This window comes from Vibrio aerogenes (assembly GCF_024346755.1).
In the GTDB taxonomy this organism is placed as follows: Bacteria; Pseudomonadota; Gammaproteobacteria; order Enterobacterales; family Vibrionaceae; genus Vibrio; species Vibrio aerogenes.
The window spans coordinates 2,381,097-2,401,074 of record NZ_AP024861.1 but is presented as its reverse complement, the minus strand read 5'-3'; the positions used below and the strand labels follow the sequence as shown (position 1 = coordinate 2,401,074).

The 19,978-nt window shown below is 48.5% G+C and carries 20 protein-coding genes and 2 pseudogenes; 14 read left to right on the top strand and 8 right to left on the bottom strand.

What is annotated here, in order from left to right; genetic code table 11:
* Positions 1-67: 67 nt before the first annotated feature.
* The gene (locus OCV29_RS10660; RefSeq protein ID WP_084193480.1) at positions 68-1,183 is read right to left on the bottom strand and encodes a TIGR03032 family protein; all 1,116 of its coding nucleotides are present in this window, start codon (positions 1,181-1,183) and stop codon (positions 68-70) included.
* Positions 1,173-2,573, bottom strand: coding sequence for a S8 family peptidase (locus OCV29_RS10655; protein ID WP_073605508.1), 1,401 nt, complete (start codon positions 2,571-2,573; stop codon positions 1,173-1,175). Before OCV29_RS10655 ends, OCV29_RS10660 begins: the two co-directional genes overlap by 11 nt.
* Positions 2,574-2,854: 281 nt before the next feature.
* On the opposite strand from OCV29_RS10655, the gene OCV29_RS10650 reads away from it, so the two are divergent.
* The 3 genes and pseudogenes from OCV29_RS10650 to OCV29_RS10640 all read left to right on the top strand — a co-directional run bounded on the left by OCV29_RS10650 (position 2,855) and on the right by OCV29_RS10640 (position 5,791).
* A complete protein-coding gene (locus tag OCV29_RS10650) occupies positions 2,855-3,259 on the top strand; it encodes a GFA family protein (protein ID WP_073605507.1) in 405 nt (134 codons plus the stop codon).
* Between the two features lie 165 nt (positions 3,260-3,424).
* Complete coding sequence (locus OCV29_RS10645) at positions 3,425-5,158, top strand: methyl-accepting chemotaxis protein (protein ID WP_073605506.1); 1,734 nt, start codon at positions 3,425-3,427, stop codon at positions 5,156-5,158.
* A gap of 66 nt (positions 5,159-5,224) precedes the next feature.
* Positions 5,225-5,791 (top strand): annotated as a pseudogene (locus OCV29_RS10640) (adenylate kinase).
* A gap of 71 nt (positions 5,792-5,862) precedes the next feature.
* Here the strand turns inward: OCV29_RS10640 and OCV29_RS10635 are convergent.
* Entirely contained in the window at positions 5,863-6,111 is a 249-nt protein-coding gene (locus OCV29_RS10635) for a YkgJ family cysteine cluster protein (RefSeq protein WP_073605505.1), read from the bottom strand.
* A gap of 130 nt (positions 6,112-6,241) precedes the next feature.
* The gene (locus tag OCV29_RS10630; RefSeq protein WP_073605504.1) at positions 6,242-6,898 is read right to left on the bottom strand and encodes an NAD(P)H-dependent oxidoreductase; all 657 of its coding nucleotides are present in this window, start codon (positions 6,896-6,898) and stop codon (positions 6,242-6,244) included.
* A 156-nt stretch (positions 6,899-7,054) separates the two neighbouring features.
* On the opposite strand from OCV29_RS10630, the gene OCV29_RS10625 reads away from it, so the two are divergent.
* Positions 7,055-7,393 (top strand): winged helix-turn-helix transcriptional regulator, encoded by a 339-nt coding sequence (locus OCV29_RS10625; protein WP_245796968.1) that lies wholly within the window; start codon positions 7,055-7,057, stop codon positions 7,391-7,393.
* Between the two features lie 89 nt (positions 7,394-7,482).
* On the top strand, positions 7,483-7,926 hold the full coding sequence (locus OCV29_RS10620) for a YcgN family cysteine cluster protein (RefSeq protein WP_073605503.1): 444 nt from the start codon (positions 7,483-7,485) through the stop codon (positions 7,924-7,926).
* 89 nt (positions 7,927-8,015) lie between these two features.
* On the opposite strand, the gene OCV29_RS10615 is transcribed toward OCV29_RS10620, so the two are convergent.
* Positions 8,016-8,729: a helix-turn-helix domain-containing protein gene (locus tag OCV29_RS10615; protein ID WP_245796967.1), complete on the bottom strand. Its 714-nt coding sequence runs from the start codon at positions 8,727-8,729 to the stop codon at positions 8,016-8,018.
* 207 nt (positions 8,730-8,936) lie between these two features.
* Between OCV29_RS10615 and glnT the strand changes: the two genes are divergently transcribed.
* The 5 genes and pseudogenes from glnT to amt form a co-directional block, all read left to right on the top strand.
* Complete coding sequence (glnT, locus tag OCV29_RS10610) at positions 8,937-10,271, top strand: type III glutamate--ammonia ligase (protein ID WP_073605502.1); 1,335 nt, start codon at positions 8,937-8,939, stop codon at positions 10,269-10,271.
* 52 nt (positions 10,272-10,323) lie between these two features.
* On the top strand, positions 10,324-11,223 hold the full coding sequence (locus tag OCV29_RS10605; RefSeq protein ID WP_073605501.1) for a class II glutamine amidotransferase: 900 nt from the start codon (positions 10,324-10,326) through the stop codon (positions 11,221-11,223).
* A 19-nt stretch (positions 11,224-11,242) separates the two neighbouring features.
* Positions 11,243-11,926, top strand: a complete 684-nt coding sequence (locus OCV29_RS10600) for a GltB/FmdC/FwdC-like GXGXG domain-containing protein (RefSeq protein ID WP_073605500.1) — start codon at positions 11,243-11,245, stop codon at positions 11,924-11,926.
* A gap of 15 nt (positions 11,927-11,941) precedes the next feature.
* Positions 11,942-13,270: an FMN-binding glutamate synthase family protein gene (locus tag OCV29_RS10595; RefSeq protein WP_073605499.1), complete on the top strand. Its 1,329-nt coding sequence runs from the start codon at positions 11,942-11,944 to the stop codon at positions 13,268-13,270.
* A 377-nt stretch (positions 13,271-13,647) separates the two neighbouring features.
* A pseudogene (gene amt / locus OCV29_RS10590) lies at positions 13,648-14,895 on the top strand (ammonium transporter); the annotation flags it as partial.
* Positions 14,896-15,105: 210 nt separating this feature from the next.
* Here amt and OCV29_RS10585 read toward each other — a convergent pair.
* The 3 genes from OCV29_RS10585 to OCV29_RS10575 are packed head-to-tail and all read right to left on the bottom strand — an operon-like array spanning position 15,106 to position 16,465.
* Positions 15,106-15,396 (bottom strand): DUF1330 domain-containing protein, encoded by a 291-nt coding sequence (locus OCV29_RS10585; RefSeq protein WP_073605497.1) that lies wholly within the window; start codon positions 15,394-15,396, stop codon positions 15,106-15,108.
* Positions 15,397-15,426: 30 nt separating this feature from the next.
* On the bottom strand, positions 15,427-15,807 hold the full coding sequence (locus tag OCV29_RS10580) for a carboxymuconolactone decarboxylase family protein (protein ID WP_073605496.1): 381 nt from the start codon (positions 15,805-15,807) through the stop codon (positions 15,427-15,429).
* Positions 15,788-16,465 carry a GntR family transcriptional regulator gene (locus tag OCV29_RS10575; RefSeq protein ID WP_073605495.1) on the bottom strand — a complete coding sequence of 226 codons (678 nt, stop codon included), beginning with the start codon at positions 16,463-16,465 and terminating at the stop codon, positions 15,788-15,790. The genes OCV29_RS10580 and OCV29_RS10575 overlap by 20 nt, the downstream gene beginning before the upstream one ends.
* A 154-nt stretch (positions 16,466-16,619) precedes the next feature.
* Between OCV29_RS10575 and OCV29_RS10570 the strand changes: the two genes are divergently transcribed.
* From OCV29_RS10570 to OCV29_RS10555, 4 genes are read left to right on the top strand one after another with little or no spacing between them, the layout of a single operon-like run.
* Positions 16,620-17,219, top strand: a complete 600-nt coding sequence (locus OCV29_RS10570; protein ID WP_073605494.1) for an amino acid synthesis family protein — start codon at positions 16,620-16,622, stop codon at positions 17,217-17,219.
* On the top strand, positions 17,191-18,030 hold the full coding sequence (locus OCV29_RS10565) for an alpha/beta fold hydrolase (RefSeq protein WP_073605493.1): 840 nt from the start codon (positions 17,191-17,193) through the stop codon (positions 18,028-18,030). Before OCV29_RS10570 ends, OCV29_RS10565 begins: the two co-directional genes overlap by 29 nt.
* 3 nt (positions 18,031-18,033) lie before the next feature.
* Positions 18,034-18,942 (top strand): flavin reductase family protein, encoded by a 909-nt coding sequence (locus OCV29_RS10560; RefSeq protein WP_073605492.1) that lies wholly within the window; start codon positions 18,034-18,036, stop codon positions 18,940-18,942.
* Positions 18,939-19,973, top strand: coding sequence for an LLM class flavin-dependent oxidoreductase (locus OCV29_RS10555; RefSeq protein WP_073605491.1), 1,035 nt, complete (start codon positions 18,939-18,941; stop codon positions 19,971-19,973). The genes OCV29_RS10560 and OCV29_RS10555 overlap by 4 nt, the downstream gene beginning before the upstream one ends.
* Positions 19,974-19,978 lie beyond the last annotated feature (5 nt).

The window sequence follows — 19,978 nt, the reverse complement described above, 5'->3', positions numbered from 1 at the left end:
CGATCTGTGTCGCACCATGAATTCATAACATGATTCAGAATCATGGGTGCGACTGATGATGCATTCATCACCCCTGAGCTTTTAATGGCGGAAACTCAAAAATCTGTGACACCAGTGACTCATCCGGTTGCAGGACTTCGGCAAAAGGCAGCGCTGCCAGCGCCACATCATAAATCTGGGTCATATCGCCGGTAAAAGTCAGACTGCCGAGAATTTCCATCTGCCGGATATCAACAATGCAAACGCCACATTCCACCTCTTTTTCCGCAACTGGCGGCGGATTGTTATTCTTTGATGTTCTCGGCTCGCTCAGGCCGATAAACAGCAGATCGCCATAAAATGCCATGCCGCGGGTAAATCCGGGCAGTTCCAGTTCGGTTTTGACGGTCTGGGTTTCAAAGTCATAACGGCACAATTGGCCGCGGGCGGAATTGCAGAAATAAAGCTGACCGCGATAAAATCGCGGGCTGTGCGGCATATACAGATCATCGGCCAGAATTTTGTTTTGCTGAACGTCGATCAGCAGCCCCCGGTTTTTGACATGAAACCGCCATTGTTTTGTTTCATCACTGTCATTAAAACAGGTGACATAGCCGGGCTGACCATCCTTCATCGCCATGCCGTTCAGGTGGCAGCGGTCTTCCGGTACCAGCTCTGAAATAAATGCCGGTTTCCAGCGGGGAACGAAACTCGCGCTGCCCTGAAACTGCATCAGGCAGGAAAAGTTTGAATTGACCGCCCACAAGCCGTCATTGCCCCAGGCGATATCATGAACATTCACCATGCCGGTGAAATGTGAACTGCGGGGTGTAAAGCAGTGCTTGACCAGACCTTGTGGTTCCAGCGCTTTACTGACGCCATCAAAGCGGCGGAAATCAATGATCTGAGAGTGAATGCCCATCACCATCCGGTCTTGACTCACGGCGAGCCCCATTGGCCGGGGAAAGGCTTTCACGCTGAGATGCAAGTCGTCGCCGGAGGAGCGGACCAGAATCAGCCGGTTGGCCTGATAGGAGGTGAGCATCAGGGTCAGATTCAGCTCACCCAGTATCCGGCCAAATGATTCAGTGGCCTGGCAACCAAAGTCAGGCGCCCGATCGGGGCCTTCAGGTGCTTGGGATTCTGAAGCTTGCTGACTCTCGGCCGGGCTCCTGTTTTTTTCGGCTGTGTTTTTATCGATCATCGCTTATCGGTTGCTCCTGAGCTGGTGAATCCGGGGTTTTCGCTGACGGGCAGTGGATTTGCTGTAACTGCTGCCACACTTTACTGGCATGAATCATTCCCGCTCCCAAAAATGGTTGTAACCGGGGAGCAGGTGTGTCTGTACTGTGAAGCAGCAGATCAAACAGCTGTTTTCTGGTCAGTTGTGGGCAGCGGGACAATATTAATGCACTGATACCGCTAATGACCGGGGTTGCAGCTGATGACCCGGAAAACCTGTGGCTGGTGCGGTGATTTGGATTTCCGCTGATTAAGCTCATCATTCCGGCTGGTGCGGCGAGATCAATATAACGGCCCTGAGCTCGGGTTGGTTTGTGCCGGATAATATCGACAGCAGCTACCGTGAGCACATCACGCATGCCTGCCAGTGAATAAGGCGCCGTGTCCGGATACGCATGGTTACCGGATGCCACGACAATTGCTGTGCCTTTCCCTTGCCTGCCGTGGTGAGCGATAAAGTGAATGGTGTCTTTCAGCGGTGCCATCAGCCAGGGCAGATACCAGCTGACATTGATAATATCTGCTTGTTGTTGCTCAGCCTGACTGAACAGACGAATCAATGATGAGGTATAGCTGCCGCGGATTGGGATCGGAATGAAAGTACTGTCCGGGGCAATCCCATGGATATCCAGCTGATTATGCCGGGCGAAAATGAGCCCGGCGACTCTGGTTCCGTGGAAGGTTCCGTAGAAATTTGTCTCTGGTGCAGATAACCGGTTCTCCGGTGTTATGCGCTTTGTGTGAACGCCCGCTAAGTCCCTGTGTTGTAACTCAAAACCATCGTCAATCACGGCGATTCTGATGCCTTTGCCTGTCGTTTGTTGCCAGATTGCCGGCAATGACGGGAAGATCTGTTCAATTCTGCGGTTTTGATCTCCCTGAGTTTGTCCGAACGTGGGGTGGGCTTCAATGAGTATATCCGGCTGAACGGCAATCACGCCAGGCTCGTGGTTCAGGTGCTGCATCTTGACAGCCAGCCGCTGCTGGCGGGCGACGGTGCCGCGGAAGCGAATCAGCCAGATGTGTATCTCCGGCGTGACAAGCAGGGATTCAATTGCCGTGATTTCCGGAATGGCAGAATGGAGGGCAGAACGATTCAGATTCGCGGATCGGCGGGTCGTCACAATCAGCCGCGGGGCAACGCAAACCGGAAACCTGAATTGCAGCAGTTGATCCTGTTTATTCTGAAAGCTGAAGGTGGCGTAAGTCTGGCGGTTTTCACTACGGAGCGTGACACCTTGCTGCGCATTGTCAAAAGATTCGATCCCATAAGTTTGATGACATAATTGTGCTGCAATCACTGCAACCGGACAGAAGATAAATATCAGTATTGCCAGTAAGCATTTTTTCATAAGTATCAGGGGGACGGGTTGCAAAATCAGAAGGATTCCTCACAATAATATAAAATCAATGCATGAATACACATAATTATATCTCCAGAAAAGCTGAAGAGGCGTGATTCTGGTTGTCTGGAGATAAAGCCGGAGCATATTGTTGATGAAAAATATCGAAATTGTGATGGGTGATATCACACAGGCAGATGCAATCGTCAATGCTGCGAATCTATAGAGGTATTGCTCTAAAAATATGATCCGGTTATCATTCTTCGTATTATTTAAGACACGGAGGTCTTATGACAAAAACACTGACCGGTGGATGTTGCTGCGGAAAAGTCAGCTTTTCAGTCAAGGATCAATTTAATCACTTCTTCTTTTGTCATTGCCAACAGTGCAGGCAAATGACAGGCTCGGCCCATGCTTCCAACCTGTTTACCTCTGTGGATAATATTGTCTGGGAAAGTGGTACCGGGTTTATCAAATGTTTTTCTCATCCCGAACGCAATTTTTCTAAGGCTTTTTGTACGGAATGCGGCTCAGCCTTGCCCTATGTTTCTTCCAGTGGAAAAAGTTTGATTGTGCCAGCGGGCAGTCTAAACGAAGAACCTTCAAAGCCGGTCGATGCGCAAATCTTCTGTGCTGAGCAGGCCGGTTGGCATCTCGATGGTCTTTCTGCGAAAAAAATGCCGGGTTTCCCCTGAATCATCGTTTAATCTGCATGATAGTTTAATCGCTGGTCAATCACAGTGGGTGTTTCGGGTGGTATTTTCTCTGAAGGCAGGATTATTCTGATTCTGGCCTTCTGTTCTTATTTTGGATGTTGTTAAAGCGCAACATATTATTCACTTTCAGGGATATAAAAGTGTATGTTCAATCTGTCCTTTAAGAAAAAGGTGGTCGTGTTAATTATCGCAGCCATCTTTACGACCATTCTTGTTTCATATTTTAGTGTGAACTATTTTATCAGCCAGTATATCTCTCAGGCTGATTCTCAATCTATCAGACATAACGTCCAGCTATTGCAAAAAAAGCTGACCACGGATCTGAACGGGAAAGTCGCGCTGGTCAATAACCTGAATTTCAGCATGATGGATATTGCCGATGCTCAGGAAAAATCGGGTTTTTCTGAAGTCGTTAAAGTATTGAACGGATATGCTTTTAATGGTGATGGCGCTATGGATGAAGCCGATGCAGCGCCTTATATTCAGCAGGCTGAAAATCATCCGCAAGGGTTGGTCATCAGTCCGGTGACTGAAAAGAGCGGAAAACACACGCTGACGTTTTCTGTCCGCCATATTGATGATAGTGTTGACTTTTTTGTACTCGATTTAAGCTATCTGGCGGATATCATTCAAACCTATACAATCGAAGGCAGCTATACGGAGCTGAAGGTTGGCAATACCGAGATCTTCTCAGATAAATCAGGGCATCATTTACAGCCGGTTCAAGGGGAAGTCAGCTTTGCCGGGCAAACATGGCAGCTGACCGGATATATCGATCAGGATAAGATTCAGCAAAACACCAATGTGCTGAACAACAAGATTACACTGGGATTGCTGATTTGTGCTGTGCTGGTGATTGGGCTGAGTATTCTTTTCCTTCATGTTGCTTTCCGGCCGTTACTGCGTCTCGGGTCTCTGGTCCATAATCTCTCTCAGGGCAGCGGAGATTTATCTCAGCGGCTGGCCGTTGAAAACAAAGATGAAATTGGCCGGATTTCTCATTCTATCAATCTGTTTATTGAAAAGCTGCAGTCGATGTTTGGTGAAGTGTCTGATTCTTCGAAAGCGATCGATGTCGCTGTCCATCAGCTCACCCGGCAGGCGGAATCCAATGTTCAGACGCTGGAACAACATACCATTGAGACTGAGCAGGCCATTACCGCAATTGAAGAGCTGAGTGCTTCTGCCGGCTCTGTTGAGCAGAGTGCTGGTGATACGGCGGCACTGACGGAAAAAACCAACCAGTATGCGGAAGAATCCAAACAGACCGTGACTAATGCGGTGGCCAGTGTCAATGCGCTGGTCACGCAGGTGACAGCGATGTCAGAAACGATTCATACCATGAACCGGGATACCCAGCAGATTGGGTCGGTGCTGGAAGTGATTGGTGAAATTGCAGAGCAGACAAACCTGCTGGCATTAAATGCAGCGATCGAAGCTGCCCGTGCCGGAGAACAGGGCCGGGGCTTTGCTGTGGTTGCCGATGAAGTGCGGGCACTGGCTGGCCGGACCCAGCAAAGTACTTCGCAAATCAGTGAAATGCTGGATAAGCTTAAAGCGACGGCGGATAGTGTGGTGACTGAGATGGCATCAACCCATCACCGCTGTGAAGATACCGCCGAAAATACCAATAAGGTCATGGATTCGCTCAATATCGTGACAGACTCAGTCAGTGAAATTAATGACCTGAATATTCTGATGGCGACTTCAGCACAGGAACAAAGTCATGTTGCGGCAGAAGTGAGCCGGAATATGGTGGCGATTCAGGAGATGGTCCGGGAACTGAACAGTCATGCAACAGAAACACAAAACGTCAGTCAGCAACTCAGTGATACCTCTCAGGGGCTGACGGCTGTCGTTGGGCGTTTTAAACTCTGAACCTAACTGCGAAGCAGGGTATATGTCACTTTTTATTGAACAAGTCCGGGAATCGGTGAGGTCAGCATGAATCGGGTCAATGTTGTCGGGACCAGCGGGAGTGGTAAATCCACGTTTAGTCAGCAACTGGCGGCAAAACTGGGTTCTCCCTGTCTGGAGATGGATGCCCTGTACTGGAAACCTGATTGGGGTGAACCGGACGATGACGAGCTGTTCGCTAAGTTACAGGTGGCGCTGGAAGCAACAACGTCCTGGGTACTGGACGGCAATTACACCCGGACCATTCCCATTAAATGGGCCACGACGGATACGGTGATTTGGCTGGATTATTCTTTCTCCAGAACTCTTTTTCAGGCGGTCAGGCGCGCTTTCAGGCGCAGCCTGTCCGGAGAAGAATTATGGCCGGGTACCGGTAATGTGGAAACCTTCCGCAAATCGTTCTTCAGCACAGACTCCATCATCCTCTGGACGTTGAAAACCTACCGGAGAAACCGTCTGAAATATGAAAAGATGATCGCAGATCCGCAGTAAGCTCATCTTCACTTTATCCGCCTGACCAGCCCGGCCGCAGCACAGCAGTGGCTGGATGATTTATCGCTTACTGAGGTGGACGCTTCTGCGCCGGTGCGGTAGTTTTTGTTGGCCTGATGTTTTTTCGGATTAATTGTTTTTCAGGTCAACAGTCTTTCAGGTCAACAGTTTTTTCAGGTTAACTGCTCCAGCGTGATTAAATTTTCCATCGCTTTTTGATTGGTGGCACCGCACACATCCGGGCAGGGCTGAAAACTCAGGCAGACCTTTGGCCGCTCTGGTTTGCCGAACAGCTTGCACAGATTATTGTCATTGAGCTGAATACAGCGTACACCAGCAGGTTTTCCATCGGGCATGCCGGGAATAAATGATGAAATACTCGGTGCAATACAGCAGGCACCACAGCCGGTGCGGCATTCCATAAAGGGCTCCATTAAATCACGCTTGGTGAATGATGCTGATGAGATGAAAACGGCAGATTTTAGCAGAAATTGAGGTTGGTGGGGAAAAACGGTTTTCCTGCCCGGGGAAAACCGTCAGCAGATTGCGGAACTAAATCACATGGATGACCTGTTCCTTCGCAAGACGTGATTTGGGCTGGCCGAAGTTGTAATCATCTTTGTCATCGTGATAACCAATTGCCAGCGCAACATGGCACTCATATCCGTCCAGCTCTTGGGCAAAAATCTCTTTCAGTAATTTATTGTCAATACCTTCCATGGTGGTGGAATCAATTTTCAAACGGGCGAGGGTGTGCAGCGCATTGCCCAGTGCGATATAGGTCTGGGCGCGGGTCCACTCCGTATGATTTCCCTGCGCATCCTGACTGCTTTCCACAAAACTATAAGCACCGGCAGCCATCGCCCGGTTTTCCGGTGACATCCGGTTATCTGCGATACTTTGATTAATGACGACATCATAATCTTGTTTGGTGTAACAAATTTTATTGGCAAACAGGATAATGTGGGAGCAGGCTTTTATATGAGGCTGATTAAACTGGAATTTCTCAGCAAAAGAATCATGCATTCTTTGTTTTGCTTCGTCAGATTCAATCACGATAAATTTCCAGGGCTGAGAATTGATCGAGGAAGCAGACAGGCGCAGTGCTTCAAGAAGAACAGCCAGATCTTCGGGGGAAACTTTTTTCGATGGGTTGTATTTTTTGGCAGTGTAGCGTTGGGTTAAATCTTCAATAATGGCATGTGTCATCGTGTTCTCTCTGTTTTTTTGCGTTTTCTTTTCGTTCGATGTGGTCTTTTACACCGACTTACAAAGTCTGGGTTGCAAAGTCCGGGGATATTTATGTATTCTCAGGGAACAAAAGTCAACCAGTATACTTTTAGTAACCTTGTTTCTATGGAGCATATGCAAATGAAAACTGAGCGACATCCCGGTTCAGGTTGTCCTTCACCCTGTTCGATTGAGCGGGGAATGCGGCTGCTGGGCAGTAAGTGGAAAGGGACGATTATGTGGCACCTTCAGGACGGACCGATGCGTTTTAATGCTTTGTGCCGCAAGATTGACGGAGCCAGTAAAAAGATGATCGATCAGCGTTTGAAAGAGATGGAAGCGCAGAATCTGGTGATTCGTACCGTGATCAATGACCGGCCCATTGCGGTTTCTTATGCGTTGACACCGTTTGGCCGGACAGCTCTGGATTTTCTTGAAGCGTTGAAGTCTTGGGTTGAAGCGAATGATTTGTAGCTTGAATTCTGCTTGCCGGACAGGTATAAAGCGGAACCGGAACTTCCCCGGTACCCCGATTTCAGCCGAGCAACCAAGGTAAAAACATCATGACAGCACCCTTCTGGCAAACCAAAACACTGGCACAAATGAGTGAGCAGGAGTGGGAATCTCTGTGCGATGGTTGTGGCAAGTGTTGCCTGCATAAGCTGATGGATGAAGAGACGGACGAAGTCTATTACACCAATGTTGCCTGTAGTTTGCTGAACAGTAAAACCTGTGCCTGTAAAGATTATCCGAACCGGTTTGAATCCGGTGAAGAGTGCCTGAAACTGACCCGCGATAAAATCGAGGAATTTCACTGGCTGCCGGACACCTGTGCCTACCGTTTACTTGCCGCCGGGCAGCCGTTACCGGCCTGGCACCCGCTGATCACCGGATCCAAATCCGCCATGCACGCCGCCGGTGAAAGTGTGCGCGGTAAAGTCGTGTATGAGATTGATGTGGTGGACTGGGAAGATCAAATCATCAATCATCCCCGTGAGAATCAGTGATATCAGGGGCTGAATCTCCGGTTAGTGGTGGTGAGGTCATGGCCGCCTGATCTGGTTTATCACCGGGTTCGCCGGCGAACCCGTGATCTTTACAGCTCGGTGGGTAAATCATCATGAATAATGAACGAAAGCAGTTTAATCGGCACTTTTTGCAACTCTTCCGGCCCGTGGGGGATGGATGAGTCGAATGAAAGGGAATCGCCGGGTTTCATCGGATAAAGCTGATTACCATGCCTGTACAGAATATTGCCTTCGAGCAAGTAGATAAATTCCTGTCCACTGTGAGAGAAAGTCGGAAAGACTTCACTTTCATCGTCCATTGTAATTAAAAATGGTTCATAGTATTGCTTTTTACCCCGGCTGTAACTGAGGAGCTGGTAAGTGTGGCCTTTCTCCGTGCCTCTTCTGACAACTTCCATGCCCTGACCAGCTTTGGTCAATTGTGCGCTGCCTTCGGGGCGGTCGTAGTCGGCGAAGAGCTGAGATATCGATAAGCCAATTGCGTCGCAAAGCCGGCTTAATGTATCCAGGCTGGTCGAGACCTGAGCATTCTCTATTTTGCTCACCATGCCCTGACTGAGTTTCGCTATTCTGGCAACGTCCGCGATTTTCAGATCTTGTGCAATGCGTTTTCTTTTAACCTGCATCGCAATGTAATCCTCCAGTTTCAATCTTGGCGTTGAGCGTTTTTGTGAGCTGATTTCGCCCTCATTTAGTGCATGTATGTGCCTGGATGGTGCGTCTTTATTCATGTCAAGTCTCAAATCAGGATAACTGGCGTAATGATAGCATGCCTTTTTCATCTGTTAACCCCGAACAGATCAATAACTTGCACTGACAGGAAAATTTATTTCCTGATGAGAATCTTATTGGCAGGTTTTTTGCTTTCCTGATAATAAATAAAAATTCCCACAAGGAAATATAAAATTGCTTTCTTAACATGTCTTTGCCTGTTGAAAGCGTCAAGAGAAAAGGATGTCAGCTCAACAAGATTCAGAAGGAGTTATACGATGCATACCGAAAAGGTAAACAGTTTTCTCGAAGAAAATGATATTAAGTACGTTCTTGCTCAATTCGTCGATATTCACGGTGTTGCAAAAACGAAATCGGTACCGGCGAAAAACATTTTCGATGTGATTGAAAAAGGGGCGGGTTTTGCGGGGTTTGCGGTCAGTGGTCTGGCAATGGAGCCACACGGGCCCGATTTTATGGCCCGTGGTGATGTGTCGACGTTAAGTGTTGTACCCTGGCAACCCGGATACGCCAGACTGGTGTGTGACGGCTATGTGAATAATGAGCCGCATCCATACTGTTCGCGGGTGGTATTAAAACAACAGCTGGCGAAGCTTGGCAAGCGGGGATGGACACTCAATACCGGACTGGAACCGGAATTTTACCTGTTTAAGAAAGGTGACGATGGCGCCATGCTACCGGTCGATACGTCTGATAATTTGGCGAAGCCCTGTTATGACTACAAGGGGTTGTCCCGTTCGAGAACCTTTCTGGAGCGTTTAACCGAATCGTTGACCGAGGTAGGGTTTGACGTTTATCAAATCGATCATGAAGACGCGAACGGCCAGTTCGAAATCAACTATACCTATGGCGATGCACTTGAGTCAGCGGATCGTTTCACGTTTGTGCGCATGGCGGCAGGTGAAATCGCGAATGACATGGGCATTGTGTGCTCATTTATGCCGAAGCCATCGCCTGATAAAACCGGAAACGGCATGCATTTCCATCTGTCTGTGACAGACAGCGATGGGAAGAATATTTTCCATGATGACAGCGATGAGAATGGGATGGGGTTGTCTCAGACTGCCTATCACTTTATCGCAGGTATTCTCGCCCATGCGAAAGCGATTTGCGCATTTTCTGCACCGACCGTGAACTCATACAAACGCCTGGTTGTGGGCGGCAGTGATTCCGGTGCGACCTGGGCACCGGCGTACGAATGTTTTGGCGATAATAACCGCTCTGCTTTGTTGCGTATTCCATACGGACGTCTTGAGTTCCGCTTACCCGATTCTGGTTGTAATCCGTATTTAGTTCATGCGGCGCTGATTGCAGCAGGTCTTGATGGTGTTGAACGTCAGCTTGATCCCGGCGAGCCAATGAATATCAATTTATATGATCTCAGCCCGGAAGAGATCGCTGAGAAGAATATTTCCGTGCTTCCGCAAAATCTGGGCGAAGCCTTAGATGAGCTCGAGAAAGACGCTGTTTTTGTTGAAGCCATGGGTCAGGATATTGTCGCTGAATTCATCCAGATCAAACGCAAGGAGTGGATTGATTACTCCCGGCACGTATCCGAATGGGAAGTGCGTCAATACGCCGAATTTTTCTAACGTTGTGAAAATGAATATTCACATGTATTTAAATCTCTGAGAGGCATTGATTATGTGCGGGATTGTAGGTCTTTACCTGAAAAATAATAAATATGAAAAGCAATTAGGCGCTTTATTTGAACCCATGCTGATTGCCATGACTGACCGTGGGCCGGACAGTGCGGGTTTCGCCATTTACGGGGACAATGTCGACAGTGACTGGGTGAAGCTGACAATTCGCTGTGCCGGGGAAAGCTGTGACTGGGCGGCATTGACGGATAAGCTTTCGTCATCATTAGGATGTGAAGCTTCATGTTTAAGTAATGCCAATGTTGGCGTTTTAAAAGTTCAGCACGATGAAACGACGGTACGCCAGTGGCTGGCAGCGCATGCGCCTGAAATGCTGGTGTTAAGTGCGGGTGCTTCGATTGAAATTCTGAAAGAAGTTGGCCTTCCTGAAAATATTGCCAGTAAATTCCGGCTCAGTGCAATGAAAGGGTCGCACATTATTGGCCACACGCGTATGGCGACAGAATCAGCGGTGACGATGGAAGGCAGTCATCCGTTTTCTACCGGTTCCGATCTGTGTCTGGTTCATAATGGATCATTGTCGAATCATAATCGCCTGCGTGACAAGCTCAGACGCGAAGGGATTGAGTTTGAAACAGAAAACGATTCAGAAGTCGCGGCCGGATATCTGACCTGGAGATTAAATCAGGGAGAGACGCTCCGGCAGGCTCTGGAAAATGCACTGGAAGATCTCGACGGATTTTTTACGTTTACCATTGGGACCAAAGACGGATTTGCCGTCATGCGGGATCCTATCGCCTGTAAGCCAGCCGTACTGGCTGAAACAGATGATTATGTTGCGATGGCCTCCGAATATCAGGCGTTGTCTACGCTGCCGGGTATTGAAGATGCAAAAGTCTGGGAGCCTGAACCAGCTACTTTTTATATTTGGGAACGTCAGTAATTCAAAGGGATAATAACGCATGAAAACAGTGGATTTAAAAACAAGTAGTGTCCGTGAACTCAATCAACAGCTGCACAATCAAGCGGACGGATTAAACGATGTTGAGTGGGTGGTTACCAACCCGCAGGGCGCACATAATGTCGCAGTTGGTCTGGATAGTCCGTTAGTTGTCGATATTCATGGGCATGCTGGTTACTTTTGCGCCGGAATGAATCAAGAAGCTGAGATTACCGTTCACGGTAATGTCGGACAAGGCGTCGCTGAGAACATGATGTCCGGAAAAGTTCATATTCAGGGAGATGCTTCTCAGGCTGCCGGCGCGACGGCACACGGTGGTCTTCTGGTCATCGACGGTAATGCAGGCGCTCGTTGCGGTATTTCCATGAAAGGTGTGGATATTGTCGTCAAAGGGAACGTGGGTCATATGAGCTGCTTTATGGGGCAGTCTGGTTGTCTGGTTGTTTGTGGTGATGCAGGGGATGCACTGGGGGATTCTTTGTATGAAGTCCATATTTATGTGAAGGGCAGTGTCCGGTCTCTCGGGGCAGATTGTATTGAGAAAGAAATGCGTGAAGAGCACATCACAGAGCTGAAAAATCTGCTGGATAAAGCGGGTTGTGATGACGACCCATCCGCGTTTAAGCGTTATGGCTCAGCCCGCCAGCTCTATAACTTCAAAGTAGACAATGCTTCAGCATACTAAAAAAGGATTTCAGTGATGAGTAAAGACAGCAACCCAAATGTAAGTTTACGTGAGTCAGCAACATTCGACCGGCGGACGATGGCGGAGATTCGCCGCGCCGCAGAAACGGGCATTTATGATATTCGTGGTTTTGGCGCAAAACGTCCTTTGCCGCATTTCGATGACTTGCTATTTCTTGGCGCGAGTATGTCGCGCTACCCGTTAGAAGGCTACCGGGAGAAGTGCAATACTTCGGTGAAACTGGGAACCCGTTTTGCCAAAAAACCAATCGAAATCGATATTCCGATCACCATTGCAGGGATGAGCTTCGGCGCTTTATCTGCCAATGCAAAAGAGGCATTAGGCCGTGGTGCTTCTATGGTGGGAACCACCACCACGACGGGTGATGGTGGTATGACACCGGAAGAACGCGGGCAATCGGAAAAACTGGTTTATCAATATCTCCCCTCTCGTTACGGCATGAATCCCGATGATCTGCGTAAGGCCGATGCGATTGAAGTGGTGTTGGGGCAGGGCGCGAAACCGGGTGGCGGCGGGATGCTGCTCGGGCAAAAAATTACTGATCGGGTGGCTCAAATGCGTAACCTGCCTAAAGGGATTGATCAGCGTTCTGCATGCCGTCACCCGGACTGGACCGGCCCGGATGATCTGGCGATAAAAATTCAGGAATTGCGTGAAATTACTGACTGGCAGGTTCCTGTGTATATCAAAGTGGGGGCGACCCGGACTTATTATGATGTGAAATTAGCGGTCAAAGCCGGTGCGGATGTGATTGTGGTGGATGGGATGCAGGGAGGCACGGCTGCAACACAGGATGTGTTCATCGAGCATGTCGGTATTCCGACTCTGGCTGCAATTCCTCAGGCCGTTCAGGCACTACAGGAAATGGATATGCACCGAAAAGTGCAACTGATCGTTTCCGGGGGTATCCGCAATGGTGCGGACGTCGCGAAGTGTATGGCTTTGGGGGCCGATGCGGTTGCGATAGGTACGGCTGCGCTGGTTGCTATCGGATGTAATGACCCGAAATGGCAAAAAGATTATGAAGCGATTGGCTCATCTGCCGGTTTCTATGACGATTATCAGGAAGGGAAAGACCCGGCGGGTATTTCAACCCAGGACCCTGAGCTGATGAAACGACTTGACCCTGAAACCGCAGGTCACAAGCTGGCGAACTATCTGCGTGTCCTGACGCTGGAAGCGCAAACTCTGGCAAGGGCATGTGGTAAAAATGATTTGCGCAATCTGGAACCTGAGGATCTGGTCGCTCTGACTGTTGAATCGGCGGCTATGGCTCGTGTGCCTCTGGCAGGAACAACCTGGATTCCGGGACAAAAATACTGATTCATTCTGTTTGTATCCTTTCTTATTCTTTTCTTATTTTCCGGCCGCACTTTGTGCGGTTTTTTTTATATTTTCGGCAGGGGTTGTCTGTCCCTCCTCATGACGTTGAATCTGTCGGTAAGACACATCTGCCACCTGTGCACTGTATTGGTTCATATTTGTGCAGTGATGGGGATTTTATGTGCCAGTAAAATCGTAATCGATTGATTTTATGTATAAATACTTTGTGGCACGAATATTTCATTAATTCTTGTGCAGAAAAATAATTAATTAATAGTAAAGTTGGCTAAGTGTTCTAAGTAAAGTCGGTTGAGTGTTCTCAATGTATTGAAGCGAAGAAGTTGTGTACTGGGACGTTATGTTCATAAGGAGATGAAATGAATACTTTGACTCTTGAAGTCGGTTACGCGTTAGACACATTCTATTTGTTAATGAGTGCCGTACTTGTGATGTGGATGGCTGCGGGTTTTGCCATGCTGGAATCCGGGCTGGTCAGAACAAAAAATACGGTAGAAATTCTGAATAAGAATATTCTGCTATACAGCGTCGCCTGTATTGTTTACCTGATCGTGGGGTATAACCTGATGTATCCTGGCGATAACACGGTCAATGCTGTGATACCGGGAATCAGTTTCTTTCTGGGAGATGATTATCCCGTCGCTGCGATCACCGCAGGCGGAGAAAATGCCCCGGTTTATTCCGGCTATGCGGACTTTTTCTTTCAGGCCGTATTTGCAGCGGCAACCATGTCTATTGTGTCTGGTGCTGTGGCGGAAAGGATGCGGTTGTGGCCGTTTATGATGTTCGCAGTGGTCATGGTGGGCTTTCTTTATCCTGTGGAAGGATACTGGAAGTGGGGCGGTGGGTTCCTCGATCAACTGGGCTACCTCGATTATGCCGGCTCTGGGGTTGTGCATCTTGCCGGTGCGGCAGCAGCGTTTGCAGCTGTATTGCTGGTGGGGCCCCGGACCGGGCGTTATGGCCCGAAAGGGCAGGTGAATCCGATTCCCGGCGCTAATTTACCACTGGCCACACTCGGTATGCTGATTTTATGGATGGGCTGGTTTGGATTTAATGGGGGGTCTGAACTTAAAATTTCGGATGTCTCCAGCGCGAATCACGTGGCGCGGGTTTTCGTCAATACGAACGCGGCTGCGGCTGCAGGGATGGTCACAGCGACTCTGTTCGTTCGTTTTCTGTTTAAGAAGACCGATCTGACGATGTCGATCAATGGTGCGCTGGCGGGTTTGGTTGCGATCACGGCAGAGCCTCTGATGCCTTCAGCCGGTCTTGCCACGCTGATTGGTGGTGTGGCAGGTGTGTTGGTTGTTGCCTCTGTTCTTGCGCTGGATAAAGTGAAGATGGATGACCCTGTGGGTGCCATTTCCGTCCATGGCACGGCAGGGATCTGGGGTATTTTAGCGGTGGTGATGAGTCACCCGGATGCGACATTACATGGGCAAATTGTGGGAATTGCCGTCATTGTTGGCTGGATGTGTGGTTTGTCATACATCACGCTGAAGATTATCCGGATGCTGACGGATTTGCGGGTCAGCCCTGAAGAAGAACTGGAAGGCATGGATATTCATGAATGTGGTATGTCTGCTTATCCTGAGTTTGCATCATCGACTGAATTGCGCCGGATTGGGAAAATTGCGGCAGCCGGAGCTGAAAAAGCCGGTTCGCAAGCCGTCTACATGAATGCCAGTAAGGCAACTGAGCCTTCATCCTGAGCCTGCTTCAGATGAACCTGGCGGGAACGTCCTGATGGGTGTTCCCGCCTTGTGTGTTTGCTCCACCAGACACATCCAGATAATCAGTTTTTTTCCAGATTGCTATAATCCTTTCATAATGATGATATTTGCTGTTGCACTATGAATCCGGTGTTGCCTCGCGGCCTGATATTCAGGAGAGTGGTAGCATTTCAGAGCCGTCTCATAACTGTCAAATTCAAACACGACAGCACGCTGAGGCGGGGTTTCAAAGCCTTCGATAATACTGATATCCCCGCCACGGGAAAGCATGGTGGCACCATACTTTTTCAGGGCAGCCGGTGCCAGTTCCAGATAGCTCTGATATTGTTGTTCGTCTTCAACATGAACAAACGCAACCCAGTATCCCTTCATGATGGTTCTCCTTTGTCTGGTATCAAGAGATCAGAGCAACCCTTGTTCTGTCAATACACCCCGTGCAATACGGAAACATTCCACCCCCTGTGGAACGCCACAGTAAATGGCAATTACATGCAGAATTGAACGGATCTCCTCGACACTTACACCATTTTTGATGGCGCCTTTGAGGTGCAATTCCCACTCTTCCATTTTCCCGAGTGCTGCAATCATTGTCAGATTCATCATCGAACGCGTTTTCGGGTCAATCGTGTCATCACCCCAGCCAAACCCCCAACACCATTCTGTCATGGCTTCCTGAAAAGGAAGATTAAATGAATCAGCCTTGGCTAAATTTTTATCGACGTATTCTGCACCTAATGTTTCTTTTCGTTTTTTCAGTCCCAGTTCAAATCGCTCTGATTTCATTTTTTACTCCTTGATCAACACTCATGGCCAGTTCACAAGCTTCTTTCAGATGTTGTGCACATAAGTCCACAGCTTTTGCTTCGTCTTTTTCTTCCATTGCTTTCACAATCAGAAGCAGGTCGAGCGGACCTGATGTTTTACGCCCGAGGGTATTAAGCGTCAGTCCCCGCAAGCGTGAAATTCTGGAATTCAGTTGTTCGACCAGATCCCATGAAACATGCTTTTCTGCGGTTGCAAAAATGAGTTCATAGAATTGAGTCGTCAGTCTCAGCCCCTGATTGACGTCGTTGTTTTTCAGGCTTGCAGCGATTCCCTTATGGATTTGGTACAGTTCTTTGATAACCTCCGGCGTGGCGCGTTTGCAACACTCCCCGACGGCAGAGCATTCCAGTAAAGCCCGGATATCATAAATTTCTTTCACTTCTTCCGGGCTGATCGACGCGACAACAAATCCTGAGTTTGGAATACCGATAACCAGCCGTTCACTTTCCAAATGACGAATACACTCTCTGACAACAGTTCTGCTGACACCCATCGACTCACACAGTGTGCGTTCGACCAGCCGGTCACCAGGTTTGAAGAGGTTACTGGTAATAGCATCCCTCAAAGATTCCAGCGCGTTTTCTTTTAATGTTTTTGGGCGCTCAACTTTTAGCATTCACTCTATTCCTTTCAATTAAAAAAAACGTTCCTTCAAATAATAACACACGAATGGTTGCATTATGACCGATTGTATGATTATGTTAATGCATTGTTATATTATGGTATACCATATTACAATAATGTTATCGATTCAATATCAGGAAGACAGCATGGACATACAAATACGGAAGATTGTTAGTTTTGAAGAAGAGACGCTGATTGAAGGAAATAAAGTGGCCGACAAGCCTCTGCGAATGTTTGCTGTTGCTGCAATCGTGAAAAATCCCTGGGTTGGGGAGTTTGTGGAAAACCTTCGGCCCGTTGTCCGGGATTACGGGCCTCAGCTTGGTGCACTGCTGACTGAAAAAATTTGCGCGCTGGCAGGTGGTGCAGACAAGATTGAAGCGTTTGGTAAAGCAGCCGTGGTGGGGCTCAGTGGTGAGGTGGAACATGCCTCTGCACTGATTCACACCCTGCATTTTGGCAATCATTACCGGGAAGCGGTGCAGGCCAAATCTTTTCTTTCATTTACCAATACGCGCGGCACCGCCAATGCGCCGATCGTTATTCCGATGATGGATAAGAATGACGGCGGACGCCGGTCTCATTATTTAACGTTGCAGTTCAATATTAATGACGCGCCCTGTGATGATGAAATTGTTGTCGTACTGGGCGGGGCATCGGGTGGGCGTCCACATCACCGTATCGGCGATCGATATGAAGAACTGAAGGAGCTGGGACATGATATCGACAATCCCGCAGCGGTTTAAGACTGAAACCGGCCTGGCATATACCAAAAGCGGCAGCGGACCTGCACTTGTGCTCATTCATGGTGTCGGATTACGCCTCGAAGCATGGATGAGACAATTCGAAGCATTCAATCGTCATTTCACTGTGTATGCAGTCGATATGCCCGGACATGGCGAAAGCGATATCATGCCACAATGTCGGTGCATCGAAGATTATACCGATGTGATCGCCCGGTGGGTGAAACAGGACATCAGACAGCCCGTGTTGATCATGGGCCATTCGATGGGATCCATGATTGCATTAAATTTTGCCTCACGATATCAGGAATGGTGTTTGGGCACCGTGGCATTCAATTCGGTATTCCGCCGCTCAGAAGAGGCGAAAGCTGCCGTTCAGGAGCGGGTGAAACAGATCAAGAGCAGCCTTACCCATTTGCATACAACGGCTCCGGTCAAACGTTGGTTTGATTTTCCCTTAAGCAAGCTTGATGAAGAAAATGCGCAGTTATGTACTGAGTGGTTAAGTACGGTGTCGTTGCCGGGGTACAGTCAGGCTTATGAAGTTTTCTGCCATAATGATGGGCCTGAAGACGATGAACTCAGAAATTTATCTATGCCAGCACTGTTTATTACCGGCAGTGATGATCCAAATTCAACACCAGCAATGTCAGCAGCAATGGGCGCACTTTGCCCGGTGGGTGAATCCCGCATTATCAGTCATGCAAAGCACATGGCTCCAATGACTCATTCCGGAGAAATCAACGAAATCGTGATTGATTTCGCCTTGAGTTGCATTGAAGCCCAGTCAATAGAATATGAACAGCAAGGATAAGTTATGAGCGATTTTGATTCTCGTGAATTACGTGATGCATTCGGGTCTTTTATGACGGGCGTTACGATTGTGACTGCAGTCAGTAAATCCGGGGAAAAAGTAGGATTCACTGCAAACTCCTTTACCTCCGTATCGATGGATCCGCCGCTTTTATTGGTCTGTCCGGCGAAGCGTTTATCAAGTTATGATGTCTTTGCAGATTGTGAACACTTTACGGTCAGTGTTCTGGCGGAAGATCAACAACATGCTTCAAATACATTTGCCAGCTCTAAAGGTGACCGGTTCTCGGAAGTTGCCTGGTTTGAAGATCAACATGGCGTGCCGGTGATTGAAGGGGCTGTCACTTATTTCAGTTGCGCATCCCAACAGAAAATTGATGCCGGCGATCACTTGCTTCTGGTGGGGCAGGTTCAGGACTTCAAAACCACAGAAAAGCTGGGCCTGGGCTATGCGAAAGGCGGCTATTTCAGCTTAGGCATGGAACGTCAGGCGGAGGCGATCACTCACCGGCACTCGACGCAGGTGGGTGGTCTGGTTGAGTGTAATGATCAATTGCTGCTGAAAGAAGAGGATGGTTTTTTCAGTTTGCCTCAAGGCAATCTCATCCCTGAAAGTTCGTCTTACCAAACCCTGAAGGTGGTGCTGGAAACGCTGGCTGTTGAAGCTGAGATCGGTCAGGTCTTCTCTGTCTATGAAAAACGGGCCAGTGGGCACTTTGTGGCGTATTACCGGGCCGAGGCGACAGAAGAAAAAGCCCCGGCAGGCTACCGGTATGTGAACATCGGTGAACTCACCAGCCTGAAATTTGCTTCTGATGATGTGGCATCCATGATTGCCCGGTATGCAGAAGAAAAGCGTCATGGCGTATTCCGCCTGTATGTCGGGAATGAATCAGAAGGAGATATCAGATGAAATTCTCTCTGTTTGCACACATGGAGCGCGTGAATGAAGCACAGCGCCAGACGGATTTGTATGAAGAATTCATTTCATTAAGCCAGATAGCGGATGAGGGCGGTATGTGTACCGTCTGGACAGGTGAGCACCATGGGATGGATTTCACGATTGCTCCCAACCCGTTGCTGAATCTGGTTGACCTTGCCCATCAAACAAAAAATGTGCGTTTAGGGACAGGGACAGTCGTCGCACCTTACTGGCATCCGATCAAACTGGCGGGTGAAGCAGCGATGACCGATATTCTGACCGGTGGCCGGTTAGAATTAGGGATAGCGCGGGGTGCCTATTCGTTTGAGTATGAGCGAATGATTAACGGCGGCATGGATGCCTGGGAAGCCGGAGAATGCCTGCGTGAAATGATACCGGCGATTAAAGGATTGTGGGCGGGAAACCACGCTCAGGAGAGCAAACATTATCAGTTTCCTGAAACAACGTCTGCTCCCAAACCACTGACACCCAATGGCCCTGATATCTGGGTCGCGGCCCGCGACATTAACAGCCATGAATTTGCGGTTGAAAATGAGTGTAATGTCCAGGTGACGCCACTTTGGCAGGGCATAGAAGAAGTTGAATCGCTCATCGAACGCTATCATCAGGCTTGTGCCAAATTTGACCGCCGGACCAAAATCATGATTTTACAACATGCTTATGTGTCTGATGATGCGGCTGAGCTGGATTATGCGGCCAAAAAGCTCCATGAATTCTATTGTTATTTTGGCGCCTGGTTTAAAAATGAACGCCCGATCAATCAGGGTCTGATTGAAACCCTCAGTCAGGAAGAAATTGACCAGCATCCGTTTTATAAGCAAGCGCAAATTCGCAATGACCTGATGATTGGTACTTCAGGACAAATCATTGACCGGCTGAAATATTACGAAGATCTGGGATATGACGAGTTCTCCTATTGGTCGGATTCTGGCATGACCCGGGAACAAAAAGAAACATCATTAAAACGTTTCATCGATGAAGTGATGCCAGCATTCACATAAGGGGA

Excerpts from the sequence above, each read along its gene's own strand:
- OCV29_RS10660 (WP_084193480.1), bottom strand. The coding sequence starts at position 1,183 with ATGATCGATAAAAACACAGCCGAAAAAAACAGGAGCCCGGCCGAGAGT.
- OCV29_RS10655 (WP_073605508.1), bottom strand. The coding sequence starts at position 2,573 with ATGAAAAAATGCTTACTGGCAATACTGATATTTATCTTCTGTCCGGTT.
- OCV29_RS10650 (WP_073605507.1), top strand. The coding sequence starts at position 2,855 with ATGACAAAAACACTGACCGGTGGATGTTGCTGCGGAAAAGTCAGCTTT.
- OCV29_RS10645 (WP_073605506.1), top strand. The coding sequence starts at position 3,425 with ATGTTCAATCTGTCCTTTAAGAAAAAGGTGGTCGTGTTAATTATCGCA.
- OCV29_RS10635 (WP_073605505.1), bottom strand. The coding sequence starts at position 6,111 with ATGGAATGCCGCACCGGCTGTGGTGCCTGCTGTATTGCACCGAGTATT.
- OCV29_RS10630 (WP_073605504.1), bottom strand. The coding sequence starts at position 6,898 with ATGACACATGCCATTATTGAAGATTTAACCCAACGCTACACTGCCAAA.
- OCV29_RS10625 (WP_245796968.1), top strand. The coding sequence starts at position 7,055 with ATGCAAATGAAAACTGAGCGACATCCCGGTTCAGGTTGTCCTTCACCC.
- OCV29_RS10620 (WP_073605503.1), top strand. The coding sequence starts at position 7,483 with ATGACAGCACCCTTCTGGCAAACCAAAACACTGGCACAAATGAGTGAG.
- OCV29_RS10615 (WP_245796967.1), bottom strand. The coding sequence starts at position 8,729 with ATGAAAAAGGCATGCTATCATTACGCCAGTTATCCTGATTTGAGACTT.
- glnT (WP_073605502.1), top strand. The coding sequence starts at position 8,937 with ATGCATACCGAAAAGGTAAACAGTTTTCTCGAAGAAAATGATATTAAG.
- OCV29_RS10605 (WP_073605501.1), top strand. The coding sequence starts at position 10,324 with ATGTGCGGGATTGTAGGTCTTTACCTGAAAAATAATAAATATGAAAAG.
- OCV29_RS10600 (WP_073605500.1), top strand. The coding sequence starts at position 11,243 with ATGAAAACAGTGGATTTAAAAACAAGTAGTGTCCGTGAACTCAATCAA.
- OCV29_RS10595 (WP_073605499.1), top strand. The coding sequence starts at position 11,942 with ATGAGTAAAGACAGCAACCCAAATGTAAGTTTACGTGAGTCAGCAACA.
- OCV29_RS10585 (WP_073605497.1), bottom strand. The coding sequence starts at position 15,396 with ATGAAGGGATACTGGGTTGCGTTTGTTCATGTTGAAGACGAACAACAA.
- OCV29_RS10580 (WP_073605496.1), bottom strand. The coding sequence starts at position 15,807 with ATGAAATCAGAGCGATTTGAACTGGGACTGAAAAAACGAAAAGAAACA.
- OCV29_RS10575 (WP_073605495.1), bottom strand. The coding sequence starts at position 16,465 with ATGCTAAAAGTTGAGCGCCCAAAAACATTAAAAGAAAACGCGCTGGAA.
- OCV29_RS10570 (WP_073605494.1), top strand. The coding sequence starts at position 16,620 with ATGGACATACAAATACGGAAGATTGTTAGTTTTGAAGAAGAGACGCTG.
- OCV29_RS10565 (WP_073605493.1), top strand. The coding sequence starts at position 17,191 with ATGATATCGACAATCCCGCAGCGGTTTAAGACTGAAACCGGCCTGGCA.
- OCV29_RS10560 (WP_073605492.1), top strand. The coding sequence starts at position 18,034 with ATGAGCGATTTTGATTCTCGTGAATTACGTGATGCATTCGGGTCTTTT.
- OCV29_RS10555 (WP_073605491.1), top strand. The coding sequence starts at position 18,939 with ATGAAATTCTCTCTGTTTGCACACATGGAGCGCGTGAATGAAGCACAG.